The 24,795-nt window shown below is 51.9% G+C and carries 10 protein-coding genes and 1 other RNA gene; all 11 read right to left on the reverse strand.

Features of this window, described 5'->3' with window-relative positions:
• Positions 1 to 821, reverse strand: an 821-nt coding sequence (locus OGX98_RS14065) for a DUF927 domain-containing protein (RefSeq protein WP_286595430.1), incomplete at its 3' end; no start/stop codon positions are given.
• Positions 822 to 856: 35 nt separating this feature from the next.
• Positions 857 to 1,072, reverse strand: a complete 216-nt coding sequence (locus tag OGX98_RS14070; RefSeq protein WP_047038894.1) for an AlpA family transcriptional regulator — start codon at positions 1,070 to 1,072, stop codon at positions 857 to 859.
• Between the two features lie 546 nt (positions 1,073 to 1,618).
• Entirely contained in the window at positions 1,619 to 3,091 is a 1,473-nt protein-coding gene (locus OGX98_RS14075; protein WP_286595431.1) for a hypothetical protein, read from the reverse strand.
• The gene (locus OGX98_RS14080) at positions 3,036 to 5,609 is read right to left on the reverse strand and encodes a hypothetical protein (protein ID WP_286595432.1); all 2,574 of its coding nucleotides are present in this window, start codon (positions 5,607 to 5,609) and stop codon (positions 3,036 to 3,038) included. Before OGX98_RS14080 ends, OGX98_RS14075 begins: the two co-directional genes overlap by 56 nt.
• 270 nt (positions 5,610 to 5,879) lie before the next feature.
• On the reverse strand, positions 5,880 to 6,527 hold the full coding sequence (locus OGX98_RS14085; protein WP_286595433.1) for a hypothetical protein: 648 nt from the start codon (positions 6,525 to 6,527) through the stop codon (positions 5,880 to 5,882).
• Between the two features lies 1 nt (position 6,528).
• A complete protein-coding gene (locus OGX98_RS14090) occupies positions 6,529 to 7,776 on the reverse strand; it encodes an integrase domain-containing protein (RefSeq protein WP_286595434.1) in 1,248 nt (415 codons plus the stop codon).
• Between the two features lie 166 nt (positions 7,777 to 7,942).
• Positions 7,943 to 8,305: a transfer-messenger RNA gene (gene ssrA, locus OGX98_RS14095) on the reverse strand.
• Between the two features lie 72 nt (positions 8,306 to 8,377).
• On the reverse strand, positions 8,378 to 9,541 hold the full coding sequence (locus OGX98_RS14100) for a beta-barrel domain-containing protein (protein WP_136345271.1): 1,164 nt from the start codon (positions 9,539 to 9,541) through the stop codon (positions 8,378 to 8,380).
• Positions 9,542 to 9,548: 7 nt separating this feature from the next.
• The gene (locus OGX98_RS14105; RefSeq protein WP_286595435.1) at positions 9,549 to 11,735 is read right to left on the reverse strand and encodes a type I secretion system permease/ATPase; all 2,187 of its coding nucleotides are present in this window, start codon (positions 11,733 to 11,735) and stop codon (positions 9,549 to 9,551) included.
• Positions 11,732 to 13,141, reverse strand: coding sequence for a TolC family outer membrane protein (locus OGX98_RS14110; RefSeq protein WP_200012284.1), 1,410 nt, complete (start codon positions 13,139 to 13,141; stop codon positions 11,732 to 11,734). The genes OGX98_RS14105 and OGX98_RS14110 overlap by 4 nt, the downstream gene beginning before the upstream one ends.
• Positions 13,142 to 13,234: 93 nt before the next feature.
• Positions 13,235 to 24,463 (reverse strand): BapA/Bap/LapF family large adhesin, encoded by an 11,229-nt coding sequence (locus tag OGX98_RS14115; protein ID WP_286595436.1) that lies wholly within the window; start codon positions 24,461 to 24,463, stop codon positions 13,235 to 13,237.
• Positions 24,464 to 24,795: the final 332 nt, after the last annotated feature.

Consider the following 24,795-nt stretch of genomic DNA (forward strand, 5'->3'; position numbering starts at 1 on the left):
TAGTGGCTGCCCTGAAGGATGACATTGTCGCCACCGGGACCGATAACCTCATCCGGGAGCACGTATACCCCGTTGTGCCAGCCGGTTTTCTCCACGCAGGTGACCCGGCGTCCGGGGAGTGACCGTGAGATGTACTCGCACAGCAGGCTGCGCAGGGCAGGGCGAGTGGCGATGTAGGTCAGGCCGTTCTCCAGCAGAATGCGCCGCAGCTCCTCGCCGTTGCCGCTGAGCATCGCCATCGGCATAGCCCAGCGCCGCAATTGTCCGGTGGTGGTGTGCCATTCCAGCAGGCGGCCATAACTGCCGTCATGAGTGTCGCAGGTGATGGCGGTGACCCGCAGAGGGGAACAGATGCGCTGGGGCTGGACGTCGCTTTCCCCGTCCCGGCGTTCGGTGAGCTTATCAAACCACAGCGCCTCTTCATCGAGGCGGAAGTGCTCCGGCAGGATGTCGGAGGGCCTTTCCTGTCGCAGGCGTTCAAGCTGTCCGGTCCAGTTCTCCAGCAACTCACCGTCAGGGGTCATCAGCCGGCCCATCTGCACATCCGCGTGTGCCAGTTTTACGGCGATTTTTAGCAGCTCCTCTTCGCAGATATCGCCAGTGCGGAGTACCCGGACGTAGAGCGTGTCGGGCCTGATTATGGTCAGGTTGTCCAGATCGGCCAGTTCATCCGGGCCGAGTACCACCGGGGGAACATCATCTTCCCGGTCGGGATCTTTTCGCCAGGCGCGTGAGGTCTCCCATGCCAGGCTTCCGGCCAGGATCACCACTTCGAGCGTGCGGTCGGGAGACTGCTTATTGAGGAAGGGGGCGCGTTTCATGATGGGGTATCAGTCGGCTCATCCCTGAGCGTGGATTAACGAATGGCGGCGCGGCGCTGTTGCCACTGACGGATTTCAGCGGCATCGAAAACCACCAGTCGGGAAGAGAGGTGGACGGGGCGGGGAAAGTCGGTGTCTTTAATCAGGCGGTAAACCGACGATTCGCTCATCGCCAGAAACTGGACTACCTGCCGCATACGCACATTGCCGCTTTCGGGAAAAGCATCGTTACTGTCAGCACGGGTTTTCATGATTGCACCTCACGGGAACAGAGTGTCGGAGCGGTTATAGCGCGGAACGGGGAAGGGAAGGTATAGGTCCGGGTGAAAAAGGTAAGTCCGGATAGAAAGTAATGAGTCCGGGAATGTTTTATTTGTTGCTACATTCTACAATGTCTAGTGTAATTAAATGAAAAAAAACATTTTTTATGATCTGAAATCAGATTGGCCGGATAGGATTAGGTTAACGGACGGCAAAATACGACTAGGAACATAGTACAATAGCTAGTGAAAACTCACAGCCAGTACTGGGCATCAGACGAACATTATACATAGAATAAAATGGTTGACTCTAGCTTCTAAAACTGAATTGCCTCAGACAAGCGAACTAGAATGATTAATGTACACTTTTGCTACAAAATCTCTATAAGGTCGGAATCAAAGTTTACCTTGAGTGACAATCTAGACAATATTCAGAACCAAAGAATCAAATTTTCCAGATGGTCGGTTTGTATGCTTCTAGTGATACAAGCATGTTCATTGTATTTTGTTGTACTTGACTGTGATTGATACTAGTCATTATCTAGAGTAGGAACTTGGTTTAGGAAAACCTCCTCGAATGATTACTACAACTATGGCGATTTGAGTTTGGCCTGTTGGGTGTATGAATACTTCAATGTCATCCTCTATCACTCCAACAGGTGCTAATTTTGAAGAGGACTCAAGTACAGATAAAATGCCGATGCGTTTTCCTAGCCCGATAGCATAGGCTGCTGTTTGATCGAAATATTTTTGAAAATCCTTTGGAAAAAGGACTCTGTTATTTTCAACTTTTAGCTCTACCGGAATGTCTTTGAATGTTAGATCTGTAATCCCGCCAGCAGCTTCTGGGTGGCCCTGTAAATATTCACCAATATCGCTTCTACTTCTGAGCATTTCAGCGATTTTACTCTGAAAATTTTGCTCTGATGTGCCAGCGGAGAATAAGCTAGCCTTAAGAGATTGTGCTGCGACATTTCCTAAGCCGCCAAGTATAACCATTGCATTGGCAATATCATCTGAATGTAATCCTGGAAAGGCTCTTAGCTTGTTGCGAATTTTTATAAGATGCCTGTCGACGTTTGAAAACCCCGTTAAGGGATGTTGAGCAGAATCACTTCCTTCAAGTAGTAAGCGCCTGTGCCCTATGATTGCAACATTTCGGCAATTACTTGAGTTATCAAACTCTGCAGCGTAAAGAAACTCATAGGGTCTGGAACCAAATGAATTTGCCACTTCTAGGACTATACGACCTATACCTGTCAATGTGAAAGGTCCATCCCCCTCTGGTTTTTCGAACCGAAAATCGGGTAACCAACCTCGCTCACGGACATCAATTGTTACTGGCTTCAGTAAGAGTATATTTGCACTTTTGGGCCAGTTTGATACTCTGACTTCTATGGTAAGATCGTATGCCGTTCCCGGTTTGAGATAGTTCCATTGTTTAGCTGGTTCACCATCAATATCAAATTTCAGGAATGCCACTGTTGATTCCCGTTTTTTATGTTGTTCGGATCCTTCATTGGATATCAGTTGCCGAATCTCCCTAGCATCTTTATCGCGAAGATTTGCAAATAAGAGAAGAGGCAAGGACCATCTTGTCAACTGGTTTTGTATCGAACTCAATGAATCTAATGTATTAATAAATTTAACTTGCTCAAGAAATTCATTAAATTGTTCATTGTTTGAGTAATTTGATGTCATATCGATCTCTGATACTTTTAATTTCGCTGAATTTAAATATCTTTGAGCATCAATCTCAGCATTACGTATAGCATGTTTCCACTCAGCTAAGGATACAAATATTGTCATTGCAGTATAATATGCACGATACTGATCTTCATTATAACCTTGACCGAGTTCCTCGACCGTTTCATTAAGCTTTTGACATGCTTCCTTAAGTTTTTCCAAGTCATGTGGAGTTGACTTGAGAGCTCCATCCAACGCTGCTGCGATCTCAATTCTCTGGGAAAAAACTTGGTGGAAAATCTCGATGTTTGGCTCGTTCTGCATTCTCTTTCTCCAAATCAGCCATAAGGCCATTCCATTTTTCAATTAATTTAATATAGGGCTCATAAACGCCTATAGCATGTTCGATGCAGGCAGCTTCTGTGACTAAAGCAGCCTCAAGTCTCCATTGTATATGCCTGTCATCTTTCGGAATTTCTTCTAGTAATTCCTTTAAACAAATAGCTGCGGTTGCATTATCACCAGATTTACTTAATGCAGCAACATACGCTAAAGCTTCAATGAATTGTTGCGGTTTGAATGGTTTCAAAGCGTTAAATGCGTTTTCAAGGTCTTCCTTGCTATTTCGAAGCTCATCATGTGTCGCTCTTAAAATCACTGAAATACAGTCATCAACAGAAATTCTTCGAGTATAGTCATCCTGGATTGCCTTTAGGGCTACTTTGACAAAACCGGGAACATTATTAAAATGATAACGTAATCGGTTGATAGCATGGTAAAGAGCACTTCCTTTCAGGCTTAATAAGATACTTGAAAGAAGTAGTCCAACGTTTCCTTTTCTTTCTTCCTCTGATAAGCAAAGCGATGAAAATACATCAATACATTCAACAACAAAATCGTCTTGTTTATCTGATTGTGCGTAATAACAAATTAGATTCCATAATTGAGATCTCACGAGAAGTCGTTTTTCATCAGGAAACGATCTACGTCTTAAAGAACGAACTGCATATTTATGGACTATCACATATTGATCTAATAGCAAAACTGAGTATGCTTCAAAGAACAAATCTGGGAAATTCTGCACTAAATCATAGGGAACGTTTTCCCACGCCTGTGCGGCATGGGCTCGAACTAATGTACTTTCATCCATAAGGGCACGGTACCAATCGGAAAGCACTAGCGTTAGGCTTTCGATACCAGTCAATAGTTTTGAAACATGAACAATCATGTTACTACGCATTTGCGTTTGTTCTTCTGGCAATCTTCTGTATAGATTAAGAAAATCTTCGATTCCTTCGCATCCTTTAGATTTTGCTCCAATTGCGGCCCATTCAATAAGTGCAACTTGTAAGCTATCAATAGCATTACGTTTGTTACTTTGTTCTAAATGATCAAGAAAATTTTCTTTTATTTCTACGGTTCTTACTTTATCTAATTGCTCATATTTCTCACTTAGCGTTGCAGCAGCTCCTATCAGATCGTCAAAGTTCTCGACAGCAAGCTCAGCAAAATCGTCCCAAGAGTGTCTAAAGAACTGCCCTGCATCGTCCATTCCTTCTTCAGGTTTTTCGACAGCGGCCCAAAGTAATCTTCGAAAGGCAATTTTTTGTGTTTTTCCTATTTCGGGTTTTTCTCTGTAGTTGTGTCTCAGTACAGAACTATAAACTCTGTTTGCCTCATTTCTTCCAATATCATCTTTGTCGGTGAGATAGGCTTGAATTACTTTATCTGTTTCTTCAGGAAATAGGTCTAAACATTTTGTAGCTGTTTCCCGAAGATAGTAAAGGACACTGCTATCACTCCGTTCCTTAGGAAGTAGAGTTCGTCTACGCATCAGTTTAGAAAAAATACTTCTGATATGTCTTAACAGTAGTTCATCACTATCCGTTGCAAGAATAATTTCAACTGCAGCTTGAATTTTTCCCGTATGAGCATCTTTTATATATTTGTCAACTATTTCGAAAATATCATCTTGTCTTTTTTTAAATAGTGACTGGATAGGTTTTTTATTAAGATTTCTTCGCTCAGATATCCCAAGCCTCATTCTTGGCGGTGATTCGACAGCCATTCTGACAAAATGTAGGAGGACCTTTATGAAATCATTTTGAGATAGCTTTTCTGCTTCTAAGAGGATCACTTCTATAGCAGATTGAGAATCTTGATAGTTGTTTACTAAATATACTGCAATTGAAAGTTTTTCCGTTGATGATAATGATGTTTTTATTAAGGCTTTTGCAGCGGGAGTTGAATATGGTAATTTCTCATGCAATACCGCAGGCAGCAGATGTTCAATAATTTTCCTTGTGAATGTTTCGGGAGCAAGATTGGCAAGTTGTTCCAAGCGAGGATCGTCTTTCTCTATATCTTCTTGATCGAGTTCGTCAAGCAAATCAAGTACAAACGTTTCTTCAAGGGTTAGTGTAAGCCGTAATGTTGCCCGTTCTTGTTGCCTGCTGAGTTGCTTCTGTTTTCTCAGCTTTTCTTCTTCTCTACGAGCCAAATTTCGCTCTTCGGCAGCTTTTTCTCTCGGACTAACAAACTCTATAATGTTGGGAAATCCAACCGGAACTCGTTGATTACAGCCCTTACAGTGCTCTTTATAAAAGCTGTAAATTGAGTCTTCCAGCAACCAACTAAGCATTGAACCTTGCTTAACAAATTTGCATTGGACTCCCATGTGACCAATGGGTAATCCTGTTTCTGCCTCAATCATCCCTCTTCCCCCTGAACGAATGAATTCAGAGTGAGAGCACCAGTTGCTGAGTAGCTTTACAGCTCGGAGATTTCGTTGACCAGCTTTGACGGCCTCTTCGAATCTTTTTTTATCTTCAAAATCATACATTTAGAATGCACCTATAAAAGGAGGTATTTACCCATCTAAAATGCTGTAAAGAGATATATTATACCCAGATTCGCTAGTGCTTAGTGCTAAAAATGTGATGTATAGCAACTGGTTACATATCAGAACCGCATTCAGTATCAAACGGAAGTTGTTCGAGGAAGTACACCAACGGAATATGAGTTATGTTCTCTTGTGGTTTAGTGTAGACAACAAGACCTCGATTTTCAGAGTCATGAGTCTTAATGACTTACTAAAAGCCAACATAGTCACTTAAGTTTCCTTCCCTCGCCCCATCCCCAATACCTCATAAAACGTCCCTCGCCCAAGCCCGTCTGACGGCAATTCCCGCTCCTGCGCTAGCGCTCTCAGCTTTCGAAGTATCCTATCCGAAGCCGGTTTATCAGACGTCCCATAACGCCCGTCAGTCTCCTCAACGAGAAGCTGAACCAGCAGCCAGCAGAGCCGGGCAGTATTTTCTCGAGCCTTATCGCGCTTATGTATTATTCCACGCAGGGAAGGTTGTGTTGAAGCTGCGAGATCCGGCAGCGCATCGTCGCCGAGCGTCTTCAGCCACTTGCGGCCACGGCTATTACGCGACAGTTTCATCACCGCCTTCAGGCTGCGGGCCTTAATTTCTGGCGGCGTGAGTTCATCATCAATAAGCCGCCAGGCCAGCGCGAACATCTCATCGGCATAGAACATGCGTTTATTAGCCGGGGCGCTGACCATGCCTGTGGCTTTGATGGTGCGGCTGATGGCGTCGTGCAGGATACGGTAATTTTCCTGATGTTCTTCCGGCAGGGCATTTGCTGGTTGGGATGCATCAAGGCCGAGAAGCAGAAGGGCGAGATGCCGCGCTTCCAGCAGCGGCATATCACATTCCCGTTCAAACAGATTCTGACGAATGGGACTGGTCACATTATTCTCCTTCCACGATCTGCAGCGGTTCTTCTTCACCGAGCAGCGCCTGCCGTCTGGCGGCATCAACGTAGTTTCCCCACCACTGCATCAGCGGTCGCCTTTGTTCCAGGTAGTCGCTGCGGTTGTAGGCCGCTTCGATCTCATCTTCTTTCTGGTGCGCCAATGCCGATTCCAGTACTTCACGGGGAAAATGGCCTGCTCCTGCCGTTCTGGCGATGCTGCGCATGCCGTGCGCGACCAGCTCGCCGCCGAACCCCATACGAATAAGCGCGGCGTTTGCGGTCTGCTGGTGCATATGCTCCAGTGGTTTGCGGATGCTGGGGAAAACCCATGGACGATGGCGGCTGACGGGCTCCATAACCTGAAGAACGCGCAGCGCCTGTTTGCTGAGCGGCACCGTGTGCGAACGGTTCATCTTCATAAAGGTGTCGGGGATGCGCCATTCCGCTTTTTTCATATCGATGTCGCACCAGCGGGCGCTAACGGCTTCGCCGGGGCGAACCCAGGTCAGTAGCTCCCATTCGATAAGGCAGCGGGTTTCTTTACGGATAGACGCGTTCTGTAGCGCCAGCATTAGCCTGCCCAGTTCGCTGGGGTGGAGGGCGGGCATGTTCTGCTTTTTCGGTTTCTTGAAGCGGGCGACCAGGTTGTCAGCCGGATTGAACTCGATGAGTTCTTCGGAGATGGCGAAGCGGAAGATTTCATTGAGCCGTGAGATGACTCGCCGCAGTGTTTCGAGGATACCCTGTTCTTCCATCGGTGTGAGGTGTTCCTTGAGCATCTTCGGGCGGATCTCAGTGACGGGCGTGTTACCCAGAGAAGGGAAGACGTGCATCTCCAGCGAACGCCAGACATCTTTGGCGTGATCTTCGCTAAGGTCGCTGGTCCGTTTCTTCTCTTTGAGCCACTGTTCCGCAACTTTTTCCAGCGAGCATTCATTCTGGATGCGTTTTTCTTCGGCTATTCCTGCTAAGTGTTGACGGGGATCGATGCCCTGCCAGAGCAGTCGTCTGTATTTCGTGCGAGTTTCGCGAGCCATCGCCAGTGTAACGACCGGGTAAGGGCCAAGGCTGGTTTTGGTGCGCTTTTTGGTGACGGGATGATAATACTCGAAATGCCAGGCCTTCCTCCCTGAAGTCTTAACCAGCAAGTACAGGCCTTCACCGTCCCGTAGCTCATAGTCCGTGCTACGGGGCTTCGCGCCAGCGATCTCCACATTTGTTAAGGGTTTCAGTTGCTTAGGCATGTTTTAGCACCACGCTTTTTTAGCCCCACGATACCGTGGTGCTAAACATGGTGCCAAAAGGTCAAGATTCATACAGAGATCATGACCACACATGCAACAAAAAAGCCTGCAACTCGTTGAAGTTACAGGCTTTTTTAAGGTTCATGATGCATCATGAATGAATGTTTGGTGGAGCTGGCGGGAGTTGAACCCGCGTCCGAAATTCCTACATCCTCGGTACTACATGCTTAGTCAGTCTTTACATTCGCACGCCAGCTGCGGACAGACACGCCACTAACGAACTAGCCTGATTAGTTTTAGCACTTCAGCCCCAGGCAGGACATCCATGCGATCTCTTTTGGGTTTGACCTCTCTTGATCCCCGTCTTAAGAGCGGAAGCTAGGGAGAGAGGGCTCTTAGCAGGTTATTAAGCTGCTAAAGCGTAGTTTTCGTCGTTTGCGACTATTTTTTTGCGGCTTTTTACGAGGCCAACCGCCCCTCGGCATGCACCTTGGGTTTCGCAAATCCCGTCGAATCCAGAATCAGCCCCAATGTGTTGCAGTAAGTATAACAGACTTGTGACATGCGTGACCAGCCCCTGCAACCCCTTATCCTCAACGATTTACCGCTCGCGCAGCGCTTCTTTTGCGCGGTTAAACGGTTTGATTAAATAGTCGACGATGGTTTTTTCACCTGTTTTTATATCCACTGTGGCAATCATACCCGGAACGATAGAGAAATGACGTCCCAGTTTGTTCTGCAAATAGTCCTGGTGGGTGCGGATAAAAACGCGGTAGTAGAAAATTTCCGGTTTTACTTTGTCCTGGATAGTATCCGGTGAGATGGTTTCAACCACACCTTCCAGTCCGCCATAAATGGCGTAGTCATAGGCAGTGATCTTCACCAACGCCCGCTGGCCGGGATGGATAAATGCGATGTCGCGCGGTGACAGGCGTGTTTCTATCAACAGGTGATCGTCCACTGGCACGATCTCCATCATTTCGCCGTTAGGCGGAATTACGCCGCCAATGGTGGTGACCTGGATGTTTTTCACGATGCCGCGCATGGGGGTACGCACCGTCAGGCGGGTAACAGAATCCTCGCGTCCTTTCAAAATAGATGCGAGCATATCCACTTCTGCGTTCGCTTTTGACAGTGCTTCACGCGCCTGCACGTAATATTGCGAGCGCAGGTCAGTGATTTTCAGCCCCAAATCGCTTTTTTGTCGCTGCAGGCGCAGCACTTCCACATGGCTGGCGGCTCCGCTTTTCTCCAGTCGTTGGGTGATCGCCAGCTCTTTATTCACTGATACCAGCGCATCCTGCAGTTCCACCATCGAGTCGGCAAGTTGTGCCCGACGGCTTTTATACAAGCGGGTTTCGGTGGCGATAAGCTCCGGCCAGGCTTTTAGCGAGTCGGGAAATGTCAGCGGTAGATCGTTGACTTCGGCATTGAGCCTTGCGCTGGAGGCCAGCGAGGCGCGGAATCGGGCTGCGCTTTCACCAACGTTTGATTCAGAACGGGTCGGGTCGAGACGAGCCACAATTTGATTGGCTTGCACTTTATCTCCTTCGCGCACTGTCAGTTCTGCGAGGATACCGCCGTCGAGCGACTGCAACACCTGCTCACGCGAGCTGGGGATCACTTTCCCGCTACCGGTGGAAACTTCATCCAGTTTGCCGAAATACGCCCATATCGCTAATACCGCAAACAGCAGTGTGCTGAGCAGAATAATACTGCTGGCACCGGAAAAACGGTGTTCGCGGCGGATATCGAGGTCGTCCATGGCGGCATCATGCGGATTGGTTTTCATTTTTCCACTCCCGACCGTGAGTCTGTGTGGAAGCCCGGCTTGCATTCAGCGCTTGTGCTTTCGGGGCATCCATTACCAGTTGACCTTCTTTTAACACCACCACGCGTTCGACAAGTTCGAGAACCGGAACGCGATGGGTGGCGACAACCAGCGTGCGGTTGCCCAGCCACAGGTTCAGTCGTTGAATAAACTCTCGCTCGGTGTGTTCATCCAGCGATGCGCTTGGCTCGTCGAGCAGTACGATATTGGGGGATCTCAGAAGCATTCTTGCCAGCAGAATTGACTGTCGTTGCCCGCCGGAGAGACCGTTGCCACCCTCCATAATAGGGTGAGCCAGCCCTTTGGCGAGCTGCTTCACAAATGCTGCTGCGCCGCTGACTTCCAGTGCGTCAAATATCTGCGCATCGCTGGCATGTGGTGCGCCGAGGGTCAGGTTCTCGCGCAGCGTCCCGAAAAACAGTCGCGCGTTTTGGCTGAGAAATCCGATGTTTCTGCGTAAATCAGCCATATCGATTTGCGCCAGGCTCAGGTTATCAAGCCGGACATCGCCCTGAATAATGTCTATGCCGCCTGCCATTGCCTGTAGCAGAGTGGATTTCCCTGCGCCGTTACGTCCGAGGATGGCGACCCGTTCTCCTGGCATGATTTCCAGGCGCGAGATGCGCAGCGGTACGCGCTGGTCCTCACTGTGGTAGCGAAAATGCGCATTTTCAAACAGATAGTGGCCATGAAAGATCTCCTGATGTACCCGGTTTTCATCGTGCTGGGTTTCAGTGGGCAACTGCATAATGCTGTCCAGACCCATCTTCGCCGCTTTGACCTGCTGCCAGCGTGCCAGCACGCCGCACAGGTTAGCCATTGGGGCGATCATCCGTGAGCCGAGCATGGAGGCCGCCACCACGGCCCCGGTGGTCATCGTACCTTCAATGACCATCGGTGCACCGAACATAATGATTGCCGCGTAGACCAGACTTTGTACCGACATTCCCCAGCCAATCAGTCCCTGTGTCAGCTTGCGGGTGCGCAGACCGGACTCTCCGGTAATGCGGATGTAGCTGTTCCACTGCTGCAAAAAGCGGTTCTCCGCCTGCATCAGTTTGATGTCTTCCAGCCCCTGTACGCTCTCGACCAGCACGGCGTTACGTAGAGTGGATTCGTGAGCAGCCTGGTTGGCGAGCACCGACAGTTTTTTCTGTAACAGCAATCCCGGCAGGATCATCAGAATGGCGGCGACAGGAGCTATCCACGCCAGCGGTGGGGCAATGCATGCCAGCACGACAATAAACAGAAAGAAAAAGGGCAGATCAACAATGGTCGACATGGTGGAGGAGGTGATCATCTCACGTACCTGCTCCAGCTCGCGTAGCTGGGAAATAAAGCTTCCCGTTGAGCGAGGCACTGCGCTGTTGCGCAGCCGCAAGGCATGGCTGAACACGCGATCGGAAATCCGCATGTCAGCGCGTTTACCGAGCAGATCCATAATATGGGTGCGCGCTTCGCGGAGTAAAAAGCCAAACAGTACCGCGACCAGTACGCCGGTTGAGAGAACATACAACGTAGGATATGACTGGGCAGGGATCACCCGGTCATAGACCTGCATGGAAAAGATAATCCCGGCGAGCGACAGGACGTTAATCAGAAATGCGGCGATCATTACCGGCAGGTAAGGACGGATGTCCTTTAACACCAGTTCACGCATCCAGTCAGGCTTAAAGCGCGAAATGTAGCGATCTACCCGACTGTCTTTCAGCGCTGATAATGGGCGCAATGCGGTGATGGTGTGGATTTCCGGCAGCAGTTCCGTAACAGTCAACCGATTGCGCTGTCCCTCTTCGGCAATGATAAACACATCCAGCGTATCTTCGCCGTTGAAATGTTCTATCACCATAATTTGGCCGTCGCGAAGTTCAGCCACCACTGGTAAACGCCACTGGCTGAATACCTGCTTTGTGGTATCCAGTGTATGAAATGACAACCCCGCCTGTCGGGCCAGTTGCGTCAGGGCGAGAGACCTGTTTTTACCAGCAAACCACGGGGCGTTGGCCTGAATTGCACCGGGTGAACAGGTCACGCGGTAGTGGCCGGCAATGTGGGTCATCGCCTGCGCCCATTGGCTGAGAGTCGGTTCTCCAATGACATCTTCGGTATGCGGGTCGACCTGGCTCATAGCTGTATCTCCACCGACTGGATGCTGCGGTTATTTAAGGCGAACGCCTGACGTAGCGATCCGGTGTTGTAGAGGCAGTTCAGTTGAAGCTGACGAAGCTGACTTTGGGTCTGTAGCTCGGCAAAACGGGCCTGATACACTTCCTGTTCTGCATTCAGTACGTCGAGCAGCGGACGTGAACCGAGGTCGAGATACTGCTGCTGATAAAGTTCGCGCGTACGTTCGCTCAGCTGATGCTGGCGGCGCAGAATTTGCAGGGCGCTGGCGAGACTCATCGCCTGGCTACGGGACTCCAGTAATTTCTGACGTACGTCGAGTCGGGTGCGCTGGATGGAATATTGTGCGGACTCGACCGCATGGCTGGCGGCGTTGCGCCGGGCTGTGAGGCCGCCGCCCTGATACAGCGGCATTTCAACTTTTACCCACGTTGAGTACTGTGTTTTGTCGAGTACTTCATGGCTGGGATACTTGTCATTAAGGTAATGCTGAACAGAGGGCTCCAGAGAGAAGGTCGGTGTCATTTGCGCATTGGCGTAGTCCAGGTTTGCCTGTGCGATGTTTGCCTGTGCCCATGCCGCGAGTACGGCTGGAACCAGCCGGTCATCCGGTTTTGCCACATCACAACTGCTGTCCAGTTTGACCGGGAACTCATTGCTGATGCCGTTGAGTGAGTTCCAGCCGAGAAAACTCATCAGCGTCGCCTTGCTGCTGTCTAGGTTAGCCTGATACTGCGCCAGCTGTGAGCGAGCAGACTCAATACGCGCGTCAGTTTGTACCACGTCTGACTGCGACGTCGCCCCTTCATTATTGCGTTCCCGGGTCAGCCTGCCAATGCCGTTCAGGGCAACGAGCTGCTCTTCGGCGGCATCGACCATTTGCTGCCACGCCTGAACCTGGACAATGGCGTTTGCGGTGGCGTGGGCGACGGTATCAATGCTGAGTAATACGTTTGCCTGTTGTTGAGCGGCCCCGGCGGTTTCAGCCCGGACCTGGCTTGCTACTTTGCCGAAGTCGTACAGCATTTGTGATACCGAGATCACCAGTGACGGGCTGAAACCGTGATCGTTATAGGTATTGCTGTATCCGTTGTTCATTCCGGCAGTGACCTGCGGATAATATTTCGATTTCGCCACGTCGATCTGCTCATTCTGTGAGAGCAGTTTACCGATGGATTCACGAATAGAGGGGTGCCAGCTTACAGCGCGGCTTACCGCATCGCTAAGCGTCAGATTGCCGGGCGCGGCGGCGCTAAGCGGTAGTTCGGCCATGGAACCATCGAGAGAGGGAAGCATCTGGCTGGTGGCCAGCCCTTCCGGCGTAATAACTTGAGGTTCATCTTCGGCATTAACCCATAAGGAACAGAGCGTTAATGCCAGCAGTAAAGCGACAGGGGCGACACGTCTCATAGTTTATCCCTTTCAAAATACGGCTGTGACGACTGTTATTGCCCCGGACGTCATGGCATCCGGGGCTGTAGTTATGGCGTTACGGTACTGATTTCAGGTCACAATGTGGTTTTGTTGGATCAGCTCGTCGAGCGTGGTGTGTACGTTCTCCAGAGTAATGAGATTAGTCGAGTGATACGTTGCGCCCGTACCGTCGCGGTCGATAGAAACCACCGTGTTGTTACCATTGGTGGAAACGGAGAGATAATTGCCGAGCGTGGCGTTTTGCCCGTTCCAGCCGACCAGCAGGTCGCCGATATCGATTTTGTCTCCCTGCGCCAGTGAGAAATTAGTCCATGTGTCCGTTGTTCCGTTGCCACCGGTCGCATCGTTGGCGCTGAGCAGGTGATAAATCAGCGTATCGCCATATGCGCTGCCGATAAGACGATCGGCATCGGCGGTGCTCACGACCTGCGGATTCATGTCGATGGTCAGCGTGGCAGTATCGGTATGGCCTTTCTGGTCGTTCAGGGTGTAGGTAAATGTCTCTTTGTTGGTGATCGTCGCAAGAGAGACATCATTGTTGAGGGTATAGGTGTAATGGCCGTCAATCCCGATGGTCAGTTTGCCGTACAATCCATTGATGGTAGCGCTGGCGGTACTGCTTCCCAGCGGATCCAGCGTAGCGGTGCTGCCGCCTGCGCCATTCACCGTCAGCAGGGTATGCACGCTGGCAATATGGTCCCCGTCATAGATATTGCCTGTGACGTTATTCACGCCGGAAGTTTCGAAGTTATCGAGGTCGACTACCGAGCCTTTGACACTTGGCGTGATGGTAATGGAACCCACACCCAGTGCACCGACGCTACCGGTATAGTCCAGACGATAGTTCCCTGCGTGCAGCACGAGTCCGTTCAGGGCGATATCAATGTTGCCGCCGAGCAACAACCCACCGTTGAATGAATCCCCGGCCACCTTAACGCCTTTGCTGTCGTACAACGCCCAGACGACATTCAGCCCGCCAAGCGTTAGCCCGGATGCCACGTTAAAGTGCAGCACGACGTTCTGCACCGCTGTACCCGCTGCCACCTCGATGGTGCCAGTGCCGCTTTTCGAGCTTGGCACCAGCAAAGTGTTCCAACTGGCATTCCCTACGCTGGTATCAGTAAACGGCTGAGAGGTGTCCTGCAGTGTGGTGACCGCCATCTGGCTGCTGATGTCATTTACGGCATCCAGCGCCTGTGGCGTCGCCTTGATGTTCAGCGACGCGCTGCCGGTATCGCCGTTTGGTGCTTTTACCGTATAGACAAAGCTATCCGGCGTATTGATGCTGTCTGCGCCCAATCCACTTTTCAGCGTGTAGGTGTAATTGCCTTTCGCATCGATTATCAGCGTACCGTACTGCCCGTCAATGCGCGTGGTGCCCGTGGCATTGACCGTGACGCCGTTCACTTCAGTGATGACCGTATTGGCCGGAGCCGAGTCATTAGCCAGAATGTTGCCGTTGGTTGAGGCGCTCAGACTGTCTACTGCGTAGGTGTGATCCGCCTGAATATTCAGGGTATAGCTTGTCAGCAGGGTCAGGCCGCCTGAGGCGTTAAGCAGGAACAAATAGTCGCCACCAGGCAGCGTGATGGTATATGCCGTAGAGCTGCCGCCTAACAGCGCGGTGACCCAGTTTGGTTGTACCCGATATTGCTCATACTGCTGGATTGTCTCATTGAAACGGTAGACGTAGAGATCAAAACCGCCAAGCGTAACGCCGAGAACATCAGCCTGAATCGTCAGCGTGCGGGTGGCGCCGTCATCAACGTTGAATTTGATCGGGTTGGTCAGGCCGTTTACCAGACTGACGTCCAGAACATTACCCAGGCCGATATTCGCGAGTGTGAAGCCGGTTTGTTTTGACGGTCCATGGTCGACTGCGCTGACTTCCGTTCCGTAGGTCAGTGAAGCTACATCATCCGCAGCCGTTACGGTGCTGGTTGCAGGGTTTTGACCTAGTGTGACCACTAATTTTGCCGAAGAGTGATCATTACCGTGAGTCAGCGTATAGGTGAAGCTTTCGGAACGCCCATAGACCGATGCCGAAGTGTTGGTGAGAGTGTAGGTATAGCTACCGTCCTGGTTAATATGCAGGATGCCGTATTTACCCTGAATATCAGCTCCACCCGCGGGGATGTTCACCAGATTCCCGTTGCCATCGGTAATCGAGGTCACCCGGGTACCGGAAGGGGCGTTATCCTGTCCGTTGGTGGGGTCGGTATCTGTGATGATGTTGCCGGATTCCGTCAAGCCACCGGTGATGTTTCCGGCGCTGGTTTTCACCACCGCAACATCCAGACTGGTATAGGCACCGGTAGCCAGCAGGCTGGTGTTGTAGCTGACTACGCGGTAATCCCCGCCTGTCAATCCATCATAGTTGAGCGTCACTCCTGAAGCACCGAGCGTTAGCAGATCGGCAAACTGGGGTTTTGAGGTATCGACTACCGTAACCCAGGCGTTGAGCGCGGTGTCAAAGCGCTGGATAACGATCTCCATGGTGCTCAGCAGTGACAGCACAATGCCGGTTGCGGCAGCGTTGATGGTGACGGAACCACTGCCACCAGACTGGATGCTGAAATTGACGGCGGCCGTGTTGTTCCCCAGCACGTTAGCCACTGTTCCCAGTGCATCCACCAACAGAAAACCATAATCGCTTTTGTGCTCATTGGTGATGGTGACATCGGTTTGTAATGCCAGCCGGGTGACGTTATCTTCGGCCAACAGCGGCAATACCGGGGCGATAACGCTTGTCGGTGATGAGGTGTTGCCAGCCGCATCGGTTGCGGTGGCGGACAACGACTGGCCCTCAATCTGGCGAACCGGCAGAGTTACGCTGTATACACCGCTGCTGTTGGCGATAGCCGTTACGCTGCCACCACCAGGCAGGGAGATGGTGACGGTGCTTCCCGCTTCGGCGATACCACTGATGGTTCCGCCATCGGCACTGATCAGGACCGTTGGTGCTGGCGGTGGCGTGGTATCCACGATGACGCTGAATGCGCCGGATAAACCGCCTGAACCGTTGGCATTTGCCGCACTGGCGGTAAATGCGTGGTTGCCTTCGCTGAGTGCACTGCCAGGGGTAAAGCTCCAGAGTCCGTTACCGTCAGCAGTCGTTGTGCCCATCAATACCCCATTATTGTAGAGGCTGACGACGGCGTTAGCCTGCGCCGTTCCGCTAAGCGTCGGGCGGGTATCATTGGTGGTTTTCCCGGCGGCGACTGCGCCAGTTATCGTACCTATATCATCAAATACGCTGGAAATAACAGGAGCAGGTGGCACGCCAGTAAACGGAGCCAGCGCGCTACCTGGCGAACCCATGTTGCCTGCCGCATCCTGTGCGCTAACCAGCAGCGTTTGCCCACTGATCTGCGGTGGGTTAAGGATGAAAGTAAAGTTGCCGGATGCATTGGTCGTTGCGGTGCCGAGTACGGTTCCGCTACTTGAGGTGATGATTACTGTACTATTTGCTTCAGCAACACCTGTTAACGTGGTGCCGTTGGCGTTAATCACCAGTCCGGTAGGAATGCCCGGAGCGAGGGTATCGACCACTATCGCGGCGGCAGACGATGTCCCGCTGGTATTTCCTGCGGTATCCGTTGCCGTGATAGTAAAGGCATGCGCACCCTGAGTCAGCGCTGTGGGTGGGGTGTAACTCCAGTTGCCGTTTCCGTCTGCCGTCACGCTGATGACAAAGTTGCCGTTGTCATAAATATCGACCCGGGCATTGGCTTCCGTGGTGCCGTTTAATGTCGGGCGCGCGTCATTGGTGACCTGGTTGTTGCCAATTACCCCTGTGTTTGGTCCCACATCATCAATAATGCTGCTAATTGATGGTTGCGCCGGAGCAGTAATGTCCACGATAACGGTAAACCCGGCTGTCGCGCCGCTGATATTTCCCGCGGCATCGGTGGCGGTCACAGTGAAGGTATGTGAACCGTTAGCAAGCGGTGTGCCTGGCGTAAACGACCAGCTGTTATTGCTTTGCACGAGCGCGGTGCCGAGCAGTGTACCACCGTCATAGATACTAACGGTGCTGCCCGCTTCGGCGGTGCCGTTTAGCGTTGGACGGGCATCATTAGTCAGTTGCCCGTTGCTCAGCGCCACATTAAACGCACCGCCTGCAACATCATCCACCACCGTGATTAGCTGTGGTATTGAAGGCGGGACCGTGTCGACATTGATAATAAACCCGGCGGAGGCAGAGCTGACGTTTCCGGCGGCGTCGGTGGCGATGGCGGTAAATACGTGCTGGCCATTACTCAGGGTAGCTGGCAGATATTCCCAGGTGCCATCTATTGCCGCTGTTACCGTAAACAGCAGTGTGCCATTGTCGTAAATGGCGACTCGCGCACTGGCCTCTGCTGAACCGCTCAGAACAGGACGAGTGTCATTAGTAAACGCACCGCTCGACAGCGTACCGGTTCCTGGCTGCACGTCATCGAAAGCTTCAATAATCGTGGGCGCAAGAGGGGGGACGGTATCAACGATGATACCAAACCCGGCCGACGAGGGGCTGACGTTTCCGGCGGCATCCGTTGACGTCACGGTCAGTGTGTGATTGCCGTTACCAAGTGCGGTCCCGGGGGTGAAATTCCAGACTCCATTCCCGTCTGCCGAAACCGTACCGATAAGCGATCCGTTATCGTAAATTTTGACCGTTGAATTGGCCTCGGCGGTGCCGCTAAGTGTGGGGAGTGCATCGTTTGTGGCCAGGCCGTTGCTCAGAATACCGGTTATCGGGCCGACGTCATCGACGACCTGAGTGATGGCGGGCGTGGTTGGCGATACGGTATCAACCGTGAGCACAAAACCGTTAGATGCAGGGCTGGTGTTGCCTGCGCTGTCGGTGGCGGTTACGGTCAGCGTATGCGTACCATTGCCCAGCGCTGTTGTGGGGGTAAAACTCCAGGTCCCACCAGCGCCTACGGTGGTGGTGCCGATTGGCTGACCGTCACTCAGGACAGTAATAGTTGCGCCAATTTCGCCAGTACCGCTCAATGCCGGGCGGGTTTCGTTCGTTGTCTGACCATTATTAATCGGGCCTGTTGTGGGAGCCGTATTATCCTGCACTGTACTGATGACCGGTGCCTGCGGGGCAAGGGAATCCAGTTCGAGGGTGAAGGACGAGGAGGAACCGCCTGTATTACCCGCCTTGTCAGTAGCAACGGTGGTAAATACATGCTGCCCCTGACTCAGCGCGTTATCCGGTGTGAAGCTCCAGTTACCTGACTCATCGACCAGGGCCGTGCCGATATCAACGCCTTTATCGCGGATCGTGATGGTGGAGCCAACTTCCCCTGTACCGTTCAGCGTAGGCTGCGCGTCATTGGTCAGTTGCCCGTTTGTCAGCGATGTGCTGCCGGGTTGATCGTCAATTACTGAGGTAATAAGCGGCGCGGCGGGTGGTAGTGTGTCGACAATCAGGACGAACGGTGGCGTCGCCGGGCTGATATTACCAGCACCATCCGTGACGGTTGCGGTCAACGAATGACTGCCTTCGCTGAGTGAAGATGGCGGCGTAAAGTTCCAGTTGCCGTTTTCGTCGCTGGTGGCAGTGCCAATTACCGCGCCATTATCGCGAATAGTGACAATGGAATAAGGCTCGGTAACGCCGTTGAGCGTTGGCGTACTATCGTTGGTTGACTGTCCTGATGTAAGCGTTTGGGGAGTGCCAACATCGTCCGTCACCGTCACAATGGATGGGGCGTCCGGGATCAAAGTATCAACAATAATCCGGAAGTCCGTAGACTCATCTCCCTCATTGCCTGCTACGTCAGTCGCGCGCACGGTAAAAATATGCTCGCCTTCTCCCAGCGCGTTTGTCGGGGTAAAGCTCCAGAATCCGCTGCTGTTTACCGTGGTTGTGGCAATCGCAACACCTTTATCATAGAGGGTGATAGTGGCGCCAGCTTCACCGGTTCCGTTTAAGGTTGGGCGCGAGTCGTTAGTCATTTGCCCCTTATCTAACGATCCTGCGCCCGGTGAGATGTCGTCTATGATGCTGGTGATGGTCGGCGCCAGCGGGGCGGTGCTGTCGATGGTGATGGCGTAGTTGGGTGACAGACCGCTGTCAGTACCGCCAACAGTTTGTGACACAGTAAAATTATAGGTTGTACCTTCCGCCAGGATTGTAGGCAGTTGATAACTCCATGCGCCAGAAATGGCATCGGCAGTCACTGTGGTCAGCAGGATCCCATTTTGAAATATATTGACCGTTGCGCCAGCAGTCGCGTTTCCTTGCAGTAGCGGTTGGGTATCGTTGGTGGTTTTACCGTTACCAATGACGCCAACGCCGGGAGCGATATCATCCACGATTTCAAGAGTTGGCGGGTGCGGTACACTGGAAGTGGCGGCTGCAAAAGAGGTTGGATCGCTCTGATTACCCGCGGGATCCTGGGCGATGACGTTCAATGCCTGACCTGTTGTTTGCGCCGGTGACAGGGTGACGGAATAATTTCCGGAACCGTCTGCGATCCCCTGGCCGAGAACCGTAGTACCGCTTCGAATGATAACGGTACTGCCCGCTTCGGCTTTACCGATAACCAGCGTACCGTTTGGATCTACGCTGGTGACTGTAGGTGCGTCGGGTGCCAGAGTGTCGACAGTTAAGGTGACAGCGTTCCCTGCTGGTAGCACGTTACCTGCGGCATCCTTTGCGCCGAAAGTCAGTGTGTGAGAGGCGTTAGCGGAGAGAGTAACTTCAACACTCCAGTTCCCATTCGCGCCAACAGTTGCCGTAGCAATAGCGACAGGATTACTGCCATCATAAATTAATACGGTGCTGCCGGGAGTGCCGGTTCCGCTAATGGTGGGGGTCGTATCATCCGTGACGCTTCCGTTACCAAGCGAACCCGTAATAAAGCCGGCGTTATCCTGAATATCTGTTACCAGTGGCGAGGTCAATGTTGTGTTGTTTACCGTAAACGAGATGCTGTTTGAGCTGCCGCTGGCGTTACCAGCCACATCGGTTGCGATGGCGTTCAGGGTATAGTTTCCGTTTGCCAGCGCCATTCCGGGAGTGATGCTCCATTCGCCGTTAACGACAGTAGTGGTGCCGATAACCGTGCTGCCGTTATACAGGGTGATGGTGTCTCCGGTAGTACCGGTTCCGCGAATGGTCGGTGTCGTGTCATCGGTCACGGCATTGGGGTCGATATCGCCTTTGACGTTACCGACGTCATCACTGGCGGCGATAATCACCGGAGGTGCAGGCGGTGTTGTATCGATGGTCAGTAGGACAGGATCCGATGGTAAGCTGACATTTCCTGCCGGATCGGTTGCCGTGATAGTCACCTGGTAATTACCCTGAGCGACTGGGGTGGTTGGCGTATAACTCCAGCTGCCATCTGCACCGACCGTCGCTTCACCCAGCGGTATAGTATTGCCATTAAGGAAAATGGAAATACGATCCCCGGCACTCCCCGTCCCGCTAAAGGTTGGCGTGGTATCGTTAGTGGTACCGTTGGTGATAATTCCGGTTATCGGGTTGGTATCATCAGTCATCGTCGGTGGAGCGGGCCTCACCGGCGGCTGATTATCCACCGTCAGAGTAAAGCCTGCTGACGGGATCCCCGTGTTGCCCGCAATGTCGGTAGCCGTTGCGGTGAATTTGTGTGGGCCATCCGACAGGGGAGTGGGAGGCGTAAATGTCCAGGTTCCATCGGGCTTCACGAGGGCGGTGCCAATGGGACCGCTATTATCAAAAATAGTAATTGTCGCACCAGCCTCACCGGTTCCAGACAGTTTTGGCTCGGTACTCTTCGTGCTGCCCCCGTTACTCAACGTTTTCGTATCACTGCCAATCAGGCCTTCCGCAGAAGTGATGACGGGTGCTGCGGGTGGTGTGGTATCAATAGTCAGCGTGAAATTTCCGGCGTTACTGGCATTGCCCGCTGTGTCTGTCGCGATAGCAGACAGATTGTGTGGGCCTTCACTGAGAGGCTGGCTAACCTGGAAACTCCAGCCCCCTCCCGTGATGACTGTCGCCGTTCCAATAGGGGTAGCACCATCGTAAATAGTGATGGTGGATCCAACTATTCCGGTGCCTTTCAGTAGCGGCAGGTTATCGTTTGAACGGCTACCGGAAGGCAGATCGACTGGCGCATTTCCGACGTCGTCTGTGGCGGTCGAAATAGTGGGGGCTCCAGGGGCCTGAGTATCAACGGTAACAGTGACGATGGTTTGTGAGGTGACGACGTTACCGGCTGCATCTGTGGCTGTCACCTTAAAATGGTGATCGCGGTCGCTGAGCGCTTTGTCCGCTGGTACGGTATAGCTCCAGGTACCTGATTTATCGATAAGTATCACTGTCATCAGCAGGCTGCCATCATACAGCGTCACCAGAGAGCCAGGCTCACCGGTCCCAGAGATGGTGGGTGTACTGTCATTGGTCACCCAGCCGTTATTCGCGATGTTACCGGTGATAGTGCCGACATCGTCGCTTATCAGGGTAATGACCGGTACGGTTGGAGCAACACTATCAACAATAATTTTCCAGCTTGCGGCGCTGCTGGTGTTGTTGGCTGCATCCGTCGCCGTCACTGTAAATACGTGCGCACCCTGACCCAGTGAGGTGGTTGGTGTGTAGTTCCAGTTACCGTTGATATCGGCGGTAACGGTCGTCAGCAGTACGCCATTATCATATATTTTGACCTGAGAACCGGCCTCGGCGGTGCCCTTGATTTCCGGTTTGTCGTCGTTAGTGAGCGTATTGTTATCGATGTTGCCGACGATCTCGGCAACATTGTCTATGACGGCAATGATAACGGGCTGGTCTGGCGCAGTGAGGTCCGGGGCAAGCGCAGTGGTCGGCTGGCTCTCGTTTCCTGTGTTGTCCGTTGCGGTGGCTTTTACCGTTTCACCGTTGATTTGTGACGGCGAGATCGGCACGGTGAAATTCCCCCCGCTGTCTGCCTGGCCAGTGCCAATAGCAATGCCATTGCTGTTTTTGATGGTGATGGTGCTACCCGCCTCAGCGTGACCACTCACCGAACCACCATCCCCGGCGACGGTTACGCCTGTTGGTGCATCAGGCGCCGTGGTGTCCGGCGCGGTGACATTAGCATTTTCACCTGTGTTGCCAGCCGCATCAGTGGCGTTAGCGGCAAGCTTCTCTCCGTTAATCTGTGGCGGAACCAGCGTAGCGGTAAACTCCCCGTTAACGCCGGCTGTTGCTGTACCAATGATGTCGCCGGCCGGATTCAGTATATGCACTGTACTGTTGGGCTCTGCCGTGCCGGAGACCTGGTCGCCAGTAGGAGTGATCAGCAAATTGCCAGGCGGCAGTGGGGCGGTAGTATCCGGTGCAAGCGCGGTTTCTGGCTGGCTCGGGTTTCCTGCCGGATCGGTTGCGATGGCCGTTAGCGTTTCGCCATTGGTCTGCGGCGGGGTAATCGTAATGGTAAAAGAACCATCCGGTCCGGCGACGCCACTACCTATCTGATTACTGTTGCCATCGGTAATAACCACAGTATTGCCTGGCTCGGCCGTTCCTGTGACGACGGATCCATCAGTTGATACGTTCAGATCATCCGGAGGTGATGGTGGCTGAGTGTCGATATTTATGTTGAATGCTGGCGACATTCCCCCTGTACCCGACTGGTTAGTCGCGGTGACAGTGAAAGCGTACGGACCATCTGGCAACTGCATGTCGGACGTCCAACTCCAGTTGCCGCTACCGTCTGCAAGCACATTGTCGATAAGCGTACCGTTGTTATAAATTTTAACTGTACTGTTGGCTTCTGCGGTTCCAGAAAGGGTAGGTGTAGCGTCGTTAGTAGCCTGATTGTTGCTCAAGGTTCCGGTAGACGGTGCGACGTCATCCATCACGCTGACGATAACCGGTACACCCGGATAGCCAGAGTTCTGAGCGTTGAATTGCGTCTCCGGACCAACGTTGCCCGCTTCGTCCTGAATCCTGACTGTAAGTGATTCGCCATGTGTCTGCGATGGTGAAATATTAATAGAGAAATTGCCGCCTGGCTCGACGATGGCTGAGCCGAGCAACTGGTTATTGCTGCCAATAATCATGACTTTGCTACCGGCTTCCGCGTTGCCGGTTACCGTTGTACCTTCAGGATTAATACCGGAAATTGTTGCGGCTAACGGTGGGGTGATATCGACGGTAAATGTTGGTACGGAGGTTTCTGTACTCACGTTACCTGCAGCGTCGGTTTGCGTGACCGTCAGATTGTGGATGCCCTCGCTCAGCGGTATATCCGGCGTAAAAGTCCAGTTGCCATTCTCATCAACCTGGGTCATGCCAATCAGGATGCCATTATCAGAAATGCTGATGAAGTTGCCGGCTTCACCGGTACCGGAGAGGGTTGGCGTGTCGTCGTTAGTCACGGCGTTATTGTTGACAGGTCCGGTAATGGAATCTGCATCGTCGGTTACCTGGCTGACTACTGGCGCATCAGGGGAGACGGTGTCGATGATAATCTCCCAGACTTCAGACATTTCACTGCTGCCCGCATTGTTCGATGCGCTGACCGTGAACTCGTGAGTACCATCCGCGAGAGGAGATGAAGGCGTAAATGTCCAGTTACCATTGGCATCAATAGTGACCTGGCCAATTTCAGTGCCGTTGTCGAAAATATGCAAAGTAGTGTTCGCGGGGCCGGTTCCCTGAAGAGTAGGGGTACTATCGTTGGTGGATTCCTGCTGATTTACGATGCCAGTAATAAGCTCCTGATCATCTGTTACGCTGGTAATAACGGGCACATCTGGTGTTGCTGGCGTCGTTGTCGGCGGCGCACCGCCATCACCATCGCTGTCACCATTACCGTTATTACTGTTTCCGCTACCATTACCGCCGTTGCCATTTCCGTTGCCAGCGTTATTCCCGCTATCACCGCCACCACCACCGCCACCACCACCTCCACCACCGCCTGCAGCGAGGGCGATGCCCCCCGCAACCGCGACGCCGCCGAGAACCCAGGGCCAGACAGCTCCGCCTTCATGACTGCCTTCCGCTGTCATCAGCGGTGTCAGGTCATCAATGTGCTGAAAGTGGAATGCGCCATCGGTATCCTGAACCCACCACAGTGCGCCGTTGTTATCTTCGAGAACGAGCTGGCTTTTGTCATTACCGTTTGCGACGTAAAAATTTCTAATCGTGATGGTTTCGCCTGAGCGGAGTGTGATAACCAGATCCTGATTAATACGAGTCAGTTGACTGATGTCCTCACGTTGAACGGACAGCTTCACGACAGACGGTGCACTGAGCGTAACTTCAGAGGCTTCAATATTTGTGGAGACACCAGTCAATTTTGATACAACGGCGAGTAGACGCATATGTTCACTCCTGATGGCTGGCCGGGAGTATTAATTCGCAACGGCGCGCTGGGAATAATGAGCAGACAGGTGCCCCGTTCATCATGAAGATGAATTTACACATGTAATTTCATTGGTTAGGTCGTAATGATGTCAGCTGCTTATATAAAATTAATCCAGGCCCTGTGGTCAGATAGTTCTTTCGTATTAGATGATATAGTCACAAAGAAAGTATTCTGCAACTTCTACATATTAAAAACATATGGTGATAATTCAGGTAGATACTAATTAAAGGTTGTTTGAGTACGGGTGTTTTTATATCGCATTGTATTTTAAGGTTTTTTGGTTTTATC

Origin of the sequence: Citrobacter sp. Cm046 (genome assembly GCF_030333065.1) — a bacterium.
In the GTDB taxonomy this organism is placed as follows: Bacteria; Pseudomonadota; Gammaproteobacteria; order Enterobacterales; family Enterobacteriaceae; genus Citrobacter; species Citrobacter murliniae.

What these genes read in the sequence shown, in the direction of transcription:
- OGX98_RS14070 (WP_047038894.1), bottom strand. Translation starts at nt 1,072, where the DNA reads ATGAAAACCCGTGCTGACAGTAACGATGCTTTTCCCGAAAGCGGCAAT.
- OGX98_RS14105 (WP_286595435.1), bottom strand. Translation starts at nt 11,735, where the DNA reads ATGAGCCAGGTCGACCCGCATACCGAAGATGTCATTGGAGAACCGACT.
- OGX98_RS14100 (WP_136345271.1), bottom strand. Translation starts at nt 9,541, where the DNA reads ATGGACGACCTCGATATCCGCCGCGAACACCGTTTTTCCGGTGCCAGC.
- OGX98_RS14075 (WP_286595431.1), bottom strand. Translation starts at nt 3,091, where the DNA reads ATGCAGAACGAGCCAAACATCGAGATTTTCCACCAAGTTTTTTCCCAG.
- OGX98_RS14115 (WP_286595436.1), bottom strand. Translation starts at nt 24,463, where the DNA reads ATGCGTCTACTCGCCGTTGTATCAAAATTGACTGGTGTCTCCACAAAT.
- OGX98_RS14080 (WP_286595432.1), bottom strand. Translation starts at nt 5,609, where the DNA reads ATGTATGATTTTGAAGATAAAAAAAGATTCGAAGAGGCCGTCAAAGCT.
- OGX98_RS14090 (WP_286595434.1), bottom strand. Translation starts at nt 7,776, where the DNA reads ATGCCTAAGCAACTGAAACCCTTAACAAATGTGGAGATCGCTGGCGCG.
- OGX98_RS14110 (WP_200012284.1), bottom strand. Translation starts at nt 13,141, where the DNA reads ATGAGACGTGTCGCCCCTGTCGCTTTACTGCTGGCATTAACGCTCTGT.